A 15,381-nucleotide genomic window follows, 5' to 3' on the forward strand; every position below is an offset into this window, starting at 1 on the left:
CTGAAGCCTGCTGACAAGGGTCGCCGGCAAACCCCGAACAGAAGAATGGATCAGGAGGCGACTGCGTTGCCCTGAAGCAGTTTGTGCGCGGCTGCACGGGCCTCGTCGGTCACCGTCGCGCCAGCCAGCATGCGGGCGATCTCTTCGCGCCGTGCGTCGGTGTTCATCACCGAAACGCCGGTCGCGACGCGGTCCGTATCGCCGCTCTTGGCGATCAGGTAATGCGTGCCCGCGCGCGCCGCCACCTGCGGCGCATGGGTCACCGAAAGCACCTGAATGCGGTCGGAAAGGCGCGCAAGGCGCTGACCGATGGCGTCCGCCACCGCACCGCCCACACCCGTGTCGATCTCATCGAAAACGAGCGTCGGCGCAGAACCGCGATCCGCCAGCACCACCTTGAGGGCCAGCAGGAAGCGCGAAAGCTCACCGCCCGAAGCAACCTTCATCATCGGGCCTGCGCGGGTGCCCGGATTGGTCCGCACCCAGAACTCCACATGGTCGATGCCATCCTCGCCCCGGTCATCGGCCTCGGTGGCGATCTCCACGATGAACTCGGCGCGCTCCAGCTTGAGGGCCGGCAGTTCTTCCATGACGGCCTTGCTCAGCGTCAGAGCCGTCTCACGGCGTCGCTGAGAGAGTTCTTCCGCCGCGGCGCTGTAGATGCCGATCGCGGCCTTCGCCCGCTCCTCCAGCGCGCCAAGGCGCTCCTCACCGGCGTCGAGGTCATCCAGATCGCCCACCATGCGGGCGCACAGATCGGCCAGATCATCCACCTGCACATTGTGCTTGCGGGCAACGGCGCGCAGCGCAAAGAGGCGCTCTTCCGTGTCTTCCAGACGCTTCGGATCGAACTCGGTTGCGCGCATCGCCTCATCCACCCCGGACTGGGCGACATCGAGCGACAGAAGCGCTGAATCGAGCGGTTCAATAATGCCGTCCAGCAGGCCCGGCGCTTCTTCCGCCTTGCGCTGCAAGCGGCGCAGCAGGCTGGAGAGCTGTGACACGGGTGACGCATGGCCAGACAGCACTTCCTGCGCATCGGAGATGTCGGACGCGATCTTCTCCGCACGCATCATGTCCGCGCGTTCGCCGGCGAGCACCGCTTCCTCGTCCGGGCGCGGATCGATCTTGGTCAATTCCTCGACCGAGGCGCGCAGGAAATCGGCCTCGCGGGCCGCGGCCTCGACGCGCGCACGGTGCCGCGCAAGCTCCTGCTCACACTGGCGCAGATCGCGCCATGCGGTGCGCACACGCTCGACGTCAGGCCCATGCCCGCCAAATGCATCAAGCAGGTCCCGGTGCATTGCAGCATCGACAAGCGCGCGCTCGTCATGCTGGCCGTGGATCTCGACAAGCTGTCGCCCCACCTGCCGCATCAGCGCAACGCTGGATGGCTGGTCGTTGATGAAAACACGGGTGCGGCCATCCGCGCTCTGCACGCGGCGCAGAATGACGTCGCCCTCATCGTCAATGGCGTTCTCGGCCAGCACGGCGCGCACGGGGTGTGCCGCCGGCAGATCGAACACGGCGATCACCTGCCCCTGATTTGCGCCATGGCGCACCAGTGAGGCGTCGCCACGGCCACCAAGGGCCAATGAGAGTGAATCGAGCAGGATGGATTTTCCCGCACCGGTCTCACCGGTCAGAACCGAGAGCCCCGAGGAGAAATCCATGTCGAGGCGTTCAATCAGGACGATATCGCGGATCGACAGATGAGACAGCATGGTGAGGGTCAGCCGCCCAGAATTGCCGCTCCAGCCTTGGAAATCCAGGAACCGCTGTTTTCACGCGGCTCCAGCCCGCCAGACTGCAGCAATGCGTAGGAATCCTTGTACCACTGGCTGTCCGGGTAGTTGTGCCCCAGAACGGCAGCAGCCGTCTGCGCTTCCGACACGAGGCCCATCGCGTAATAGGCTTCGGTCAGGCGCGCGAGCGCTTCCTCGACATGGCGTGTGTTGGGATAGCTCTCCACGACGCCGCGGAAGCGGCGCACGGCGGCAACATATTCACGACGCTCTAGATAGTAGCGGCCGATCTGCATTTCCTTGCCGGCGAGCTGGTCGCGGGCAACACGGATCTTGGCTTCGGCATCCGGCACATATTCCGAATCCGGCCAGCGCTGCACAACCTCTTCCATCGCTTCGACGGTGCGGCGCGCCTCGCGCTGATCCTGCGTCACATCGCGGATCTGGCGGAAATAGCTCAGGCCAACGAGATACTGCGCATAGGCTGCATCTTCCGTGGTCGGATAGAGCGCCACATAGCGCTTGCCGCTGTTGATGGCCTCGTCATACTTGCCCTGCCGGTAATTGGCGAAGGTGTTCATCACCATCGCCTTGCGGGCGTATTCCGAATAGGGGTGCTGACGGTCGATGGACTCGAACTTCGCGCTCGCCTCCTTCAGCCGTCCGGCATTCATGTTGGCCAGCGCCTGATTGTAGAGCACGTCAGCCGGATCGGTCTGCTCGACATAGGTCGACAGATCAAGGTCCTTCTCCGCATTACAGGCGGAAAGAAGAAGCGAAACGCCAAGCACGGAAGCTGTCGTGATGGCAGCTCTGCCTGTCCTGGTCATGCCGGCAACAAAAGTTGAACGCATTTCGCCTCTCGCAAACGGAAAATCGATATCGGAACGCAGTCATAGAGCAAATGACCGCCACGCGGCAACGCTATTGCCCGCCAATCGTACAATTTTGTGGCACGAGGAAGGAAGCGCAGGCCCTGGAGTGGCGCATAAAGCGCAGAACTAAAGCGTCCAGGGCGCGTAAACGGGTGCGCTGACGGCAACCATTTCCGCACGACGTCCCTGCTCACGACGCGTCGTTTCGACGATCTCGTAGGCAGAATGGTCGGTCAGAAGGTGACGCAGTGCAGCCGCATTGAGTCGGTGTCCGCCACGGTAGGAGCGGAAGCAGCCGATGAAACGCGCACCGGCCAGAGCCAGATCGCCCACGGCGTCGAGCATCTTGTGACGCACGAACTCGTCAGGGTAGCGCAGACCTTCCATGTTGATGACCTTGTGGTCCTCACCGATGACGACCGAGTTCTCCAGCGAAGAACCCAGCGCATAGCCGGCAGCCCACAGCCGCTCAACATCCTTGATGAAACCGAAGGTACGGGCGCGCGCAACCTCTTTGCGGAAGTTCCCGGCATTCAGGTCCAGCGCAAGCGCCTGCCGGCCGATGGCCGGAGTGTCGAAATCGATATCGACCTCGAAACGCGTGCCGTCATAGGGGCGGAACTCCGCCCAGGAACCACCATTGTCGACGCGAACCGGTTTGACGACGCGGATATAGCGGCGCTTGACGGCAAGCGTTGCAATGCCGGCCTGCTCGAACGCATCCATGAAACCGATGGCGCTGCCATCGAGAACCGGCACTTCGGTGCCGTCGATCTCGATCACGACATTGTCGATGCCGACAGCCAGAAGCGCTGCCATGAGATGCTCGACGGTGGCGACATATTCGCCGCGGGCATCGCCCAGCGCCGTGCAGAGATCCGTCTGGCAGACTTCAGAGGCGAGCGCGCGAATCACGCGACCGGTGCCGGCCTCGTCGATCCGCTGAAACACGATGCCCGTGTCAGGCTCAGCCGGAGAAAAGTGAATGGAAACGGGCTTACCGCTGTGAACGCCGATACCCGAGAGAGAACAGCGCGATTTGAGTGTCGTCTGATATTCGAGCAAAATGGTCCCCGTAAGCTCTCAAAGGCCTGCGCTCAGTCAAGCGCCAGCACGTCCATGGTTTTCAGGACAACACCCCCAAAATGCGTCCCACGCCCCGCCTTTAGTTGCGACGGAAGATAATGTCGCCAAATACAGACTCCAAATCACGCTTTCTTACTTCTTGTTACGGCATCACAAAAATCAGATTCAGTCATAACGACATGATTTGTTTAGGAATTTTTAACAAAAAGGGGGATGCGCCGCATCCCCCTCCCTGACATTTCGTTACAGGCGTTACCGCCGGAGCATCGGACCGAAAAGTGGAATCCGGTTTTCGGTTGATTCCGATGCTCCTTCAAAAGCCTGGATCGTCCTTTGTGCATCCAATTGGATGCACGGCGATCTAGTTGGCCTGCCGGCGAAGGAAAGCGGGAATCTCCAGCTGATCCTCTTCCTGCACATTGCGCTGCTGCGTGGTCAGGCGGCCATGCTCGTCGAGACGGCCCTGACGCGGCGCATAGAGCTGACCGTCGCTCTCGGGAGCGCGGCGCGCCTGCGGGGCTGCCTGGCGCAGCTTCGGCTCACGCGGCTGCTCCGAATAACCCTGCTCGGGGTCACGACGCGAAAGACCATGCGTGAGGCGCTTGATCAGCCCCATCGGACCACGATCCTCGTGCTCCTGCGCCTGGGCTTCCATCTCGGCCTTCACAACCGGCGGGAAGTCCTCGACGCGCGGCATGCGCGGTGCGGCGGCCTGCGGCTGCGGCTGAACCTGCTCGGCGCGCGGCTGCATCGGAGCCGGCTGCGGCTGCTGCGGAGCCTGTGCGGCGACCGGAGCCGGTGCGGGCTGCGGCTGTACCGGCTTGGGAGCCGGCGCAGGCGCTGCGGCCTTCGGAGCCGGCTGAACCGGCTGTGCGCCACGGAAGAGCGAGCTCTGCGGCTGGAAACCACCATTGCTGACGGCAGGACGCGGCGTCGGCGCACGGGCGGCTACCGGAGCAGGTTCGGCGCGCTCGGCTTCACGGATTGCTTCGGCCACCGGATCGGCAACAACCTGCGGCTTGGCTTCAACGGCTGCCGGGCGCTGCATTTCCACCGTGCGCGGCTGAGCCGGACGCGAAGCGGATGCAGGTGCGGAAATCTCCGCTGCCGACTTGTCGATGCCGGTCGCGACGACCGAAACGCGGATGACGCCTTCCAGGTCTTCGTCGAAGGTCGCGCCGAGAATGATGTTCGCGTCCGGGTCCACTTCCTCGCGAATGCGGGTCGCAGCTTCGTCCACCTCGAACAGGGTCAGGTCGCGGCCGCCGGTGATCGAGATCAGAAGGCCGCGTGCGCCCTTCATGGAGCTCTCGTCCAGCAGCGGGTTGGCGATTGCAGCCTCGGCGGCGGCCATTGCACGGCCCTCGCCGGATGCTTCGCCGGTGCCCATCATGGCCTTGCCCATCTCGCGCATCACCGAGCGAACGTCGGCGAAGTCGAGGTTGATCAGGCCTTCCTTGACCATCAGGTCGGTGATGCAGGCGACACCCGAGTAGAGCACCTGGTCGGCCATCGCGAAGGCGTCGGCGAAGGTGGTCTTGTCGTTGGCGATGCGGAAGAGGTTCTGGTTCGGGATGACGATCAGCGTGTCAACGCACTTCTGCAGCTCCTCGATGCCGGCTTCCGCCGTCTTCATGCGGCGCTGGCCTTCGAAGTGGAACGGCTTGGTGACGACGCCAACGGTCAGGATGCCCTTCTCGCGGGCGGCGCGGGCCACAACGGGCGCAGCACCGGTGCCGGTGCCGCCGCCCATACCGGCGGTCACGAAGCACATGTGGGTGGAGGACAGGTGATCGACCAGTTCGTCGATGCATTCTTCGGCGGCGGCCTTACCAACTTCCGGCTGCGAACCGGCGCCAAGTCCCTCGGTCACGGCAGCGCCGAGCTGGATCAGGCGCTCGGCCTTGGACTGGGTCAGAGCCTGCGCATCGGTGTTTGCGACGACGAACTCGACGCCACGCAGACCGGCATTGATCATGTTGTTGACGGCGTTGCCGCCCCCGCCCCCGACACCGAAAACGGTGATGCGTGGCTTCAGCTCGGTAATGTCCGGCTTCTGCAGATTGATAGTCATTGTCCTCGTCCTTTCCGCCTTTGCCGCCGCCTGGTCGCCGCCGCGGTCGTCAATTTGGGGCCGCCCCCGCTAGAAGTTGCTTCTCAGCCACTGGCTGACGCGCTGGAACCGGCCGCCAGTGCCAGTCGCGCGCGTGAATATGCCGCTCTTTCCGCTGCGGCCACGGTTTTCGAACTCCGCAACCTGCGGATAGATCAAGAGGCCCACCGAGGCGGAGAAAGCCGCCCCCTTGGCCGCTTCCGGAAGCCCCGCCACGCCGAGCGGACGCCCGAGCCTGACATTGCGTCCGAAAAGCCGGCGGGTTGCCTCAGGCAGACCGACAAGCTGGCTTGCGCCACCCGTCAGCACCACCCGGCGCCCCACCAGGCCGCCATATCCGGAGCGGTTCAGCTTGTCGCGAGCCATCTCCAGTGTTTCTTCGATGCGCGCGCGGATGATCCGGGTCATCACGGCGCGCGGCACCTGGATCGGCTGTTCGCTCGGATCCGCCCCCATCGGGTGGATCGAAACGATGTCCCGGTCGTCGCTCGAAGAGATGAGCGCCGAACCGTGCATGACCTTCAGCCGCTCCGCATCCTCAAGCCGCGCCGACAGGCCGCGCACCAGATCCATGGTCACGTGGTTGCCGCCAACCGGCAGCGCCTCGGCCCACACGAACTTGCCTTCGGCGAAGACGGAGATCGTCGTCGTGCCGCCGCCCATGTCGATGCAGGCCGCACCCATCTGCGCCTCGTCATCCACAAGTGCAGCCAGACCGCTTGCGTAGGGCGTCGCCACCATGCGCTCGACCGAAAGGTGCGAACGGTTGATGCAAAGCTCCAGATTGCGCAGCGGCGCTGCGTCCGCCGTCAGGATGTGCATGTCGACGCCGAGTTCCGCACCAACCATCCCGCGCGGATCGCGAATGCCGCGCTCGGCATCGAGGCTGAAGCCCGTCGCCAGCGAATGCACCACTTCACGCTCGGTCTCGAGCCCCTGCCGCGCACCGGCCGCGAGAACGCGGTTGATGTCGGACCGGGCGACCTCGTGACCGCCAAGATTGATCGACGCCGAGATCGTCTCGCTGCGCAGGCGTCCCGCCGACACGTTGACGATCAGCGAATCCACCGTCAGGCCCGCCATGCGCTCGGCCGCATCCACCGCAAGCCGGATCGATTCCTCGGCCCGGTCGAGATCGATGATGACGCCGGACTTCACGCCCTGCGACTGCTGATGACCGATGCCGATAACCTTCACACGATGCGTGCGATGGCGCAGCGCGCGGCCTTCCTCCGCCGGCATGAGCTTGGCGATGATGCAGCACACCTTGCTCGAACCAACATCGAGAACCGTGATGATGCCGGAGCGGCGCGCAGCGTTCTTCTTGGGATCTGATAACCAGCTCATATCTGCGCCCCACCTGCAATCCGCGCCTTGTAACGCTTGCGCATCGCTTCCTGGTGATCCTCGGCGGCATCCTCGGACAGACCGATGGCGATGCGGTCGCCAAGACGCATGTCCACCGAGGTGATGTCACGCGACAGAAGGCCCTTCTGGCGATCGAGTGAAGCCAGTGTCGCCAGCGTCAGCGCCTCGTCACGCTCGGGCAGTTTGATGGTCACGCCATTCTTCAGACGCAGATCCCAGCGCCGGTCGCCAATGCGGATATAGGCGCGCACCGCATCCGCAATCGCGGGATGACGCGCCACCTTGGCGATGAACTCCGGCCCGGCCTCACGCGCACCAACGCCGATCACCATCGGCAGCGCCGTGTAGCGCCCGCCATCGAACGGCGCGATCACCGAACCATCCTTCTCGATCAGGGAAAGCTCGTTGCCGTGCTGCCAGATCGCGAAAGGCTTCTTCTCGGTGATGTCGACTTCAAGCGTCGCCGGGTAAATCTTGCGGACAGCCACACCTTCGACCCATGGCAGGGCGGAAAGCCGCTCGCGCGCGCCCTCGGCGCTGAAACCGACCAGCGCCGTCCAGCCGTCGAGACCCACTTCCTGGATCACGTCGATCTCGGACGTTTCATCATTGCCGACCACATGAACCTGCGCAATCGCCAGACCGGTGCGCGCGGTCACGCTCTGCACCACCTGCGGCAGATGTCCACCGGCAAGCGTTCCATAGATCGCGGTCGCGCCGAGAAGGGCAGCTGTTGCAATGCTCGCGCCAAAGCGCGGCGGCTCCACTTCGCCCGCATTGACGCGCTGCATGAAGCGGGCCGGCCGGCGCAGCCAGCGCGGCAGCACCACATCGCCGCCACGACGCCTTGCCATGTACCGGTCCTTCCCAGCCTTTGATGACGTCAGCGAGAACACGAAGCGTCCTCCACAATCCAACTCAACAATTCACCAAACCCAATTCCCGCCGCTGCGGCGATCTCGGGCACCAGAGAGGTTGGCGTCATGCCGGGCTGCGTGTTCACCTCCAACCAGACAAGCTCTCCATCAGCGGATTTGCGATCGTCAAAACGGAAGTCGGACCGGGACACGCCCCGGCAGCCAATAGCCTTGTGTGCCGTGAGGGCCAGTGTCTCTATTTTTTGGTAAATATTTGGTGAAATTTTTGCCGGGCATTCGTGTTTTGACCCACCCGGAACGTATTTCGAGTCGTAATCGTAGAAGGTGTGACCGACCGGAATGATCTCGGCAATGCCGAGCGCACGATCACCCATCACCGCACAGGTGAACTCGCGTCCGGCCACATAGCGCTCGACCATCACGCGCTCGCCATACTGCCAGTCCGTCGAGCTGATGATCTGCGGGGGCGTGCTCTGCCCCTCCTGCACGATCACCACACCAAAGCTGGACCCCTCATTGACGGGCTTCACCACATAGGGCGGCTCCATCGGGTGCTCATTGCCGATCTGGAAACGGTTGACCACCAGCGCGTCGGCGACCGGAATGCCTTCCGCCTTCGCCACGGTCTTGGCAAGCTGCTTGTCCATGGCAAGCGCGGACGCCAGCACGCCGGAATGCGTGTAGGGAATGTCGAGATATTCGAGAATGCCCTGAATGGCCCCGTCCTCACCGAACGGACCATGCAAGGCATTGAAGGCGACATCGGGATTGAGATCAGACAGGACCCGCGCAACATCGCGCCCAACATCGACACGCGTGACAGCATAGCCCTCGACTTCGAGAGCGTCGGCGCAGGCAGTACCGGAAGAAAGACTAACCGGCCTCTCGGAGGAGAATCCCCCCATCAGGACGGCAACGTGCTTCCTCTTCATTTTCCGGCTACCCCCTTGTCCAAGCGCCCGGAATTTCGGGCAATATTCCGCATTGGCCGAGCAAGACCTCCTCAAATGGGAAAGCCCCCGACCCGAACGCCGCGACTCAAATCAGTGATTACTTATGGGCCAAAGAATCAGAGGTTTGATTCCAAGGCAAGGGCTTGAGATTCCCGAAGATTCAATTTTCTGAAAATTTTACATTTTGTGAACGCAAACACCCCCGGGACGCAACTTGACACATCCGGGAGGGGCAGAACTGCTGCGGCGCAACATAGACCGCGCGGGAGCAAATATCCCCGGCCGCATCCTCGTGCGACCGGTATTCACAGTGGAGCAAAACTAGAGCATCTGCCCCAGAAACGGGTCGATCTCGCGACCGTCGCGGAATTCACCGATGCGCTTGATCTCCCATTCGAGACGAACGCCCGAATGCTCAAGAACCTTCGCGCGCACCGTCTCGCCCAGATATTCCAGGTCGTAGCCGCTCGCCGTTCCGGTGTTGATCATGAAGTTGCAGTGCATGGGCGACATCTGCGCGCCGCCGATGGTCAGCCCGCGGCATCCGGCCTTGTCGACCTCTTTCCAGGCCGAGCTTTCAGGCGGGTTCTTGAAGGTGGAGCCACCCGTTTTCTCACGCACCGGCTGCACGGTCTCGCGGTGGTGCTGAACCGCATCCATCTCGCGACGGATGACATCGGGATCTTCCCGGTAACCTTCCATCAGCGCGGAGGTGAAGATCAGGTCACGGGGCGCGTCCGAATGCCGGTAGGCATAGCCCATATCGGCATTGGAGAAGACATGAAGCTCGCCCTTCCGGTCAAGCGCGCGCACTTCGATCACCCGCTCTTTCGTCTCGACGCCATTGGCGCCCGCATTCATGCGCAGCGCACCGCCCAGACCACCGGGAATGCCGTGGTAGAAATGAAACCCGCCAATGCCGGCCTCAAGCGCCGCTGCGGCAAGCCGCTTGTCGGGAATGGCCGCGCCCGCGCGAATGCGCGTATCGGAAACCACTTCCGCCTGGCCAAACCCCTTGGCTGAAAGCCGCACCACGAAACCGCGAATGCCGCCCTCGCGCACCAGAAGGTTCGAGCCGATGCCCACCATGGTCACCGGAATGTCTTCCGGCACCGCTTTCAGAAATGCCGAGAGGTCTTCCTCATCGGCCGGCTGAAACAGAACATCTGCCGGACCGCCGGCGCGAAACCAGGTGATCTTGTCCATGCCGGCGTCGGGCGTCAGCCGCCCGCGCAGACCCGACAGCCGGTCGCCGAGACGCTCCAGCAGTTCCGCTCCGCTCATCCCTTGGCCTCAAGCTCTTTGGGCAGCGCATAGGCCCACTGGGTGATGTTGCCGGCGCCCAGATAGACGATGAAATCGCCTTCCTTCGCCCAATCGCGTACAATCTGCTCGACCGCTTCCGGCCCTTCGATATACGCCACGTCGCGGTGGCCCGAAGCGCGGATGCGCGAAACGAGCGTGTCGGACGACACGCCTTCGATCGGGTCTTCGCCCGCCGAATAGACCGGCGCGACCAGCACCTTGTCCGCCTCGTTGAAGCAGGCGGCGAAATCGTCGAACAGGTCATGCAGGCGCGAATAGCGGTGCGGCTGCGCAATCGCCAGAATGCGCCCCTGACACGCCTCGCGCGCAGCCTTCAGCACGGCGCGGATTTCGACCGGGTGATGGCCGTAATCGTCAAACACGCTGACGCCGTTCCACACGCCCGTAAGCGTGAAGCGGCGCTTCACGCCGCCAAAGCCCGCCAGACCTGCGCGGATCGCCTCATGGTCGATGCCAAGCTCATGCGCCACGGCAATGGCCGCCGTCGCGTTCGACACATTGTGCCGGCCGGGCATCGGAAGGCGCAGGCCCTCAAGCGTCTGCGTCTCGCCCGTCTTGCGGTCGCGAAACGTCACATCAAACACGGAGACCGGACCGTCCATGTGATGATTGGAGAACCGCACATCGGCCTGCGGGTTCTCGCCATAGGTGATGACGCGGCGGTCCTCGATGCGGCCAACCAGCGCCTGCACCTCGGCATGGTCGATGCACATGGCGGCAAAGCCGTAGAACGGCACATTCTCGACGAACTGGCGGAAGGCCGCGCGCAGCTTGTCGAAATCGCCGTAATGATCGAGATGCTCGGGATCGATATTGGTGATGACGGCAATGTCGGCGGGCAGCTTGAGGAAGGTGCCATCGCTCTCATCGGCCTCGACGACCATCCAGTCGCCCTCGCCCATGCGCGCATTGGTGCCATAGGCGTTGATGATGCCGCCATTGATGACCGTCGGGTCGAACCCGCCCGCATCGAAGAGTGCCGCCACCATCGAGGTGGTGGTCGTCTTGCCATGGGTGCCGCCAATGGCGACCGCCTGACCGAAGCGCATCAGCTCGGCCAGCATCTCGGCGCGGCGAACGATGGGCAGATGCTTCTCACGCGCCGCAACGATCTCGGGATTGTCTTTCCTGATGGCCGTCGAAACGACGATGACTTCCGCCTCGCCCAGATTTTCTCCGGCGTGACCGATGAAAACCTCGATACCCTTCTCGCGCAGGCGCACCACATTGGGGTTCTCGGCCTGGTCGGATCCCTGCACCTTGTAGCCAAGCGTGTGCAGCGCCTCGGCGATGCCGCTCATGCCTATGCCGCCGATGCCGACGAAATGCACGGTTCCAATCGTCTGCGGCATTTTCATGCGCGGGTTCCTTCCTTCATTGTGTCTGCGGGTTGGCCGGAGGCAATAGCCTCCACGAGGTCGGCAAGCAACTCCGCTGCATTGGGTTTGCCCACGCTGCGCGCGGCAGCCGCCATCTCGGCCAGATGCCGGGGATCGTTCATGGCTCCGCCGATCAGCTCTGCAAGCCGCTCGGGCGAGAGCGTTGACTGGGCGTGTAGCTCCGCGCCGCCGGCCCTTTCAAGCGCTGCCGCATTGGCCGCCTGATCGTGATCGAGCGCATGCGGATAAGGCACCAGAAACGCCGGACGGCCAATGGCCGCGATTTCCGAAACGGTCGAAGCGCCGGAGCGTGAAATGACCAGATGGCTCTCGGCGATGCGGCGCGCCATGTCCTTGAAAAAGGTGGAGACCTCGGCTGGCACGCCAAGCTTCTCATAGGCCGCGCGCACCTCGCCCTCGTCTTCGGGACGCGCCTGCTGCGTCACGACGAGCCGCGCCCGCTGCTCAGGCTCAAGCAGCGCTATTGCTGCGGGGATCGCATCGGAAAAGAACTGCGCGCCCTGGCTGCCGCCAAACACCAGAAGCCGGAAAGGCTCCTGCGCGCCTGCCGCACGATAGGGTTCTGCCGCAGCTTCGATAACCGCAGGGCGCACGGGGTTGCCCGTCGCCACGATCTTGTCGGCATACGCGCCCTCATCGGGCAGAAAGCCGCCGGCAATCGCCTGCACGCGGCCAGCCAGCGCCTTGTTGGCGCGCCCCATCACCGCGTTCTGTTCGTGAACCAGCGCCGGTATGCTGCGCCGTGTGGCGGCATAAAGCGGCGGAAGCGTCGGATAGCCACCGAACCCGACCACGGCTGCCGGCTTGAACCGCTGCAGGATCACCGAAGCCTGTTTGACGCCGCGCCAGATGGTCCAGCCAGCCTTCAGAAGCGCAATCGGATTTTTGGAACCGAACGTGGCGCTCTCAACGATGTGCGTCTCGTCGGCGGGAAACGAACCCGCAAAACGCGCCGCACGCCGGTCGGTCGCCAGATGCACCGACCAGCCACGCTCATGCAGCGTGTGCGCCAGAGCTTCGGCCGGAAAAAGGTGCCCGCCGGTCCCACCGGCGGCAAGAAGGATCGTACCCTTGGTCATGTTATCCTGCGACTGCCTCGCGTCCCGCCGGCTGCGCATAGGCGACCGGGCGGCGCTTTTCGGGCTTGCGGCGCGTGAGCGCCAGCACGAAGCCCATGGAAATGGCCATGGCGATCAGCGATGAACCGCCATAGGAGATGAAGGGCAGCGTCATGCCCTTGGCCGGCAGCATGCGGACATTCACGCCCATATTGATGATCGACTGGAAGCCGAACAGAATCACCAGCCCGCTCACCGCGTAACGCGTAAAATCGTCTTCTTCGCGGCGCGCCTTTGAAAGACCGCGCAGCACAACGAAGGCGAAGATGCTCAAAATGATAAGAAGGATGATGATCCCGAACTCTTCGCCCGCCACGGCGAACACGAAGTCGGTGTGGCTGTCGGGAAGAATGCGCTTCACCGTGCCTTCGCCCGGTCCACGTCCAAACCAGCCACCGCGGGTGATCGCCTCGATGCTCATGTCCACCTGATAGGTGTCGCCCTCGCCGGTCAGAAAGCGGTCAATACGGTCGGCCACATGCGGGAAGATCGTGTAGGCGAGAAACGCGCCGCCCGCGCCCAGCGCGCCGAGCACGGCGATCCAGAGCCACGGCATGCCGGCGATGAAGAACATCGCGCCCCATGTGCCAAGCACCAGCATGGTCTGACCCAGATCGGGCTGCGCGACCAGAAGCGCAATGACGAGACCGAGCAGCAGCATCGCAAACAGATTGCCTGGAATTTCCGGCTGGCGCGCATGCTCATGGAAGAGCCAGGCGCAGATCACCACAAAGGCGGGTTTCAGATATTCCGAAGGCTGAATGGAGACGCCGAATATGTGAAGCCAGCGCCGCGAGCCCTTCACTTCCATACCGGCAAAGAGCGTCAGCACCATCAGCGCCAGAGCGCCCACCAGCATCACGAGCGCCAGTCGCCGCACCAGACGCGGGCTGAGGAACGAAACACCGATCATCACCACCACCGCAGGCAGCATGTAGACGATCTGGCGCGTCACGAAATGGAAGCTGGACAGACCGATGCGATCGGCAACGGCCGGGCTTGCCGCAAACGACAGAACGACGCCAAGCCCCATAAGAAGCAGGAACGCGCCAAGGAACCAACGGTCGATGGTCCACCACCAATTGGCAACCGGGCTTCGGTCGGTGCGGCTCACCATGTCACTTGCTCCCCATTATCTCGGCGCCGGCGAGCGAACGAACCGCCTCGCGGAAGGCATCGCCACGCACCTCAAAATTCCTGAACTGATCGAAACTCGCACAGGCTGGCGATAACAGGACTACAGCCTCCGGCGCGGGATCGCCCGCCGCATCGCGCGCCGCATGGTCGACGGCTTTGTCTATGGTACCCGAAATCTCGAACGCCGTCGCCTCTCCGATCGTAGCAGCAAAGGCTGGTGCGGCCTCGCCCACCAGATAGGCCTTGGCAACGCGCGGAAAGAGGCTCTTCAGCGTTTCAATCCCGCCATCCTTGGGCAGGCCGCCGGCAATCCAGTAAATGCGTTCAAAGCTTGAAAGCGCCCGCTCCGCCGCATCGGCGTTGGTCGCCTTGGAATCGTTGACGAACAGCACCCGCCCCTTGCGCGCCACCTGCTCCATGCGGTGGGCAAGCCCCGGAAAGCTGTTGAACCCGGCCTGTATCTCTTCAAGGCTGAGCCCGCATTCCAGACAGGCCGCCAGTGCGGCAAGCGCGTTCTGCGCATTGTGCGCGCCGCGCAGCGAGCCGATGCCTTCAAGCGTGGCGAGCTGTTCGGCAACGCCGTTCACCGCCCGCATGAGGGCGAGCCCGTCGAGGTAGAACCCGTCATCGAGCCGGGACGTTGATGAAATGCGCTCGACCCTGCGCCCTGCCTCAGCAAGCCGGTCGGCGATGCGGCGGCAATCGGGATCGTCGACACCGACAATCGCCAGCCCGCTTTTCGCCACCAGCCGCTCCTTGATCGCGGCATAATTCTCAAACGAGCCGTGCCGGTCGAGATGATCGGGCGACAGGTTCAGGAGAATGCCGACCGAGGGGTCGAGCGTGGGTGCGAGGTCGATCTGGTAGGAGGAGCACTCCACGACGTAATGCCGTTCGGGCTGCGGCGCGTCGAGCGTCATGACCGCCCGGCCGATATTGCCACCCATCTGAGTGTCGCGCCCCGCATCGGCGAGAATATGCGCGATAAGCGCCGTGGTGGTCGATTTGCCGTTGGTGCCGGTGATCGCCACCAGCGGAGCGTCGGGCGCATGGACCTGCCGCTCGCGGGCGAACAGCTCCACATCGCCGATGATCTCCACGCCCGCCGCCTGCGCCAGCTCCACGCTCCAGTGCGGGCGCGGATGGGTGAGCGGCACGCCGGGCGACAGGACGAACGCATCCTGCGCGCTCCAGTCGATGCCGCGCAGGTCGCCCGTGGACACGCCTTCGCCGGCAGCCCGCGCCACGCTTTCGGGATTGTCGTCAAACGCGGTCACCACCGCGCCACCGGCAACCAGCGCGCGCGCCGTCGCGATGCCCGAGCCGCCAAGCCCGAACAGAGCGACATTCCTGCCCTTGAAGACGGAGGCCGGGATCATCGC

General features: G+C 63.6%; 12 protein-coding genes. All 12 read right to left on the bottom strand.

The annotated features are described in order from the left end of the window. Positions 1-50: 50 nt before the first annotated feature. The 12 genes from recN to murD all read right to left on the bottom strand — a co-directional run bounded on the left by recN (position 51) and on the right by murD (position 15,378). Positions 51-1,724, bottom strand: coding sequence for a DNA repair protein RecN (gene recN / locus DEJ54_RS17195; protein ID WP_113155633.1), 1,674 nt, complete (start codon positions 1,722-1,724; stop codon positions 51-53). Between the two features lie 8 nt (positions 1,725-1,732). Then, on the bottom strand, positions 1,733-2,575 hold the full coding sequence (locus DEJ54_RS17200; protein ID WP_245447811.1) for an outer membrane protein assembly factor BamD: 843 nt from the start codon (positions 2,573-2,575) through the stop codon (positions 1,733-1,735). A gap of 171 nt (positions 2,576-2,746) precedes the next feature. Beyond that, on the bottom strand, positions 2,747-3,685 hold the full coding sequence (gene lpxC, locus DEJ54_RS17205; RefSeq protein ID WP_113155635.1) for a UDP-3-O-acyl-N-acetylglucosamine deacetylase: 939 nt from the start codon (positions 3,683-3,685) through the stop codon (positions 2,747-2,749). 382 nt (positions 3,686-4,067) lie between these two features. Further along, complete coding sequence (ftsZ, locus tag DEJ54_RS17210) at positions 4,068-5,780, bottom strand: cell division protein FtsZ (protein ID WP_113155636.1); 1,713 nt, start codon at positions 5,778-5,780, stop codon at positions 4,068-4,070. Positions 5,781-5,849: 69 nt separating this feature from the next. After that, the gene (gene ftsA, locus DEJ54_RS17215) at positions 5,850-7,166 is read right to left on the bottom strand and encodes a cell division protein FtsA (RefSeq protein ID WP_113155637.1); all 1,317 of its coding nucleotides are present in this window, start codon (positions 7,164-7,166) and stop codon (positions 5,850-5,852) included. Next, a complete protein-coding gene (locus tag DEJ54_RS17220; protein ID WP_113155638.1) occupies positions 7,163-8,041 on the bottom strand; it encodes a cell division protein FtsQ/DivIB in 879 nt (292 codons plus the stop codon). The genes ftsA and DEJ54_RS17220 overlap by 4 nt, the downstream gene beginning before the upstream one ends. Positions 8,042-8,070: 29 nt before the next feature. Beyond that, on the bottom strand, positions 8,071-8,997 hold the full coding sequence (locus DEJ54_RS17225) for a D-alanine--D-alanine ligase (RefSeq protein ID WP_113155639.1): 927 nt from the start codon (positions 8,995-8,997) through the stop codon (positions 8,071-8,073). A gap of 342 nt (positions 8,998-9,339) precedes the next feature. Then, the gene (gene murB / locus DEJ54_RS17230; protein ID WP_113155640.1) at positions 9,340-10,302 is read right to left on the bottom strand and encodes a UDP-N-acetylmuramate dehydrogenase; all 963 of its coding nucleotides are present in this window, start codon (positions 10,300-10,302) and stop codon (positions 9,340-9,342) included. Continuing rightward, the gene (murC, locus tag DEJ54_RS17235) at positions 10,299-11,702 is read right to left on the bottom strand and encodes a UDP-N-acetylmuramate--L-alanine ligase (RefSeq protein WP_113155641.1); all 1,404 of its coding nucleotides are present in this window, start codon (positions 11,700-11,702) and stop codon (positions 10,299-10,301) included. The genes murB and murC overlap by 4 nt, the downstream gene beginning before the upstream one ends. Continuing rightward, positions 11,699-12,823, bottom strand: coding sequence for an undecaprenyldiphospho-muramoylpentapeptide beta-N-acetylglucosaminyltransferase (gene murG, locus DEJ54_RS17240; RefSeq protein WP_113155642.1), 1,125 nt, complete (start codon positions 12,821-12,823; stop codon positions 11,699-11,701). Before murG ends, murC begins: the two co-directional genes overlap by 4 nt. A gap of 1 nt (position 12,824) precedes the next feature. Further along, the gene (gene ftsW, locus DEJ54_RS17245) at positions 12,825-13,979 is read right to left on the bottom strand and encodes a putative lipid II flippase FtsW (RefSeq protein WP_113155643.1); all 1,155 of its coding nucleotides are present in this window, start codon (positions 13,977-13,979) and stop codon (positions 12,825-12,827) included. 1 nt (position 13,980) lies between these two features. Continuing rightward, on the bottom strand, positions 13,981-15,378 hold the full coding sequence (murD, locus tag DEJ54_RS17250) for a UDP-N-acetylmuramoyl-L-alanine--D-glutamate ligase (protein ID WP_113155644.1): 1,398 nt from the start codon (positions 15,376-15,378) through the stop codon (positions 13,981-13,983). Between the last annotated feature and the right edge of the window lie 3 nt (positions 15,379-15,381).

Origin of the sequence: Nitratireductor sp. OM-1 (assembly GCF_003296175.1) — a bacterium.
Taxonomy (GTDB): Bacteria; Pseudomonadota; Alphaproteobacteria; order Rhizobiales; family Rhizobiaceae; genus Nitratireductor; species Nitratireductor aquimarinus.

Excerpts from the sequence above, each read along its gene's own strand:
- DEJ54_RS17225 (WP_113155639.1), bottom strand. The coding sequence starts at position 8,997 with ATGAAGAGGAAGCACGTTGCCGTCCTGATGGGGGGATTCTCCTCCGAG.
- murC (WP_113155641.1), bottom strand. The coding sequence starts at position 11,702 with ATGAAAATGCCGCAGACGATTGGAACCGTGCATTTCGTCGGCATCGGC.
- DEJ54_RS17200 (WP_245447811.1), bottom strand. The coding sequence starts at position 2,575 with ATGACCAGGACAGGCAGAGCTGCCATCACGACAGCTTCCGTGCTTGGC.
- murG (WP_113155642.1), bottom strand. The coding sequence starts at position 12,823 with ATGACCAAGGGTACGATCCTTCTTGCCGCCGGTGGGACCGGCGGGCAC.
- ftsA (WP_113155637.1), bottom strand. The coding sequence starts at position 7,166 with ATGAGCTGGTTATCAGATCCCAAGAAGAACGCTGCGCGCCGCTCCGGC.
- ftsZ (WP_113155636.1), bottom strand. The coding sequence starts at position 5,780 with ATGACTATCAATCTGCAGAAGCCGGACATTACCGAGCTGAAGCCACGC.
- recN (WP_113155633.1), bottom strand. The coding sequence starts at position 1,724 with ATGCTGTCTCATCTGTCGATCCGCGATATCGTCCTGATTGAACGCCTC.
- DEJ54_RS17220 (WP_113155638.1), bottom strand. The coding sequence starts at position 8,041 with ATGGCAAGGCGTCGTGGCGGCGATGTGGTGCTGCCGCGCTGGCTGCGC.
- ftsW (WP_113155643.1), bottom strand. The coding sequence starts at position 13,979 with ATGGTGAGCCGCACCGACCGAAGCCCGGTTGCCAATTGGTGGTGGACC.
- murD (WP_113155644.1), bottom strand. The coding sequence starts at position 15,378 with ATGATCCCGGCCTCCGTCTTCAAGGGCAGGAATGTCGCTCTGTTCGGG.
- murB (WP_113155640.1), bottom strand. The coding sequence starts at position 10,302 with ATGAGCGGAGCGGAACTGCTGGAGCGTCTCGGCGACCGGCTGTCGGGT.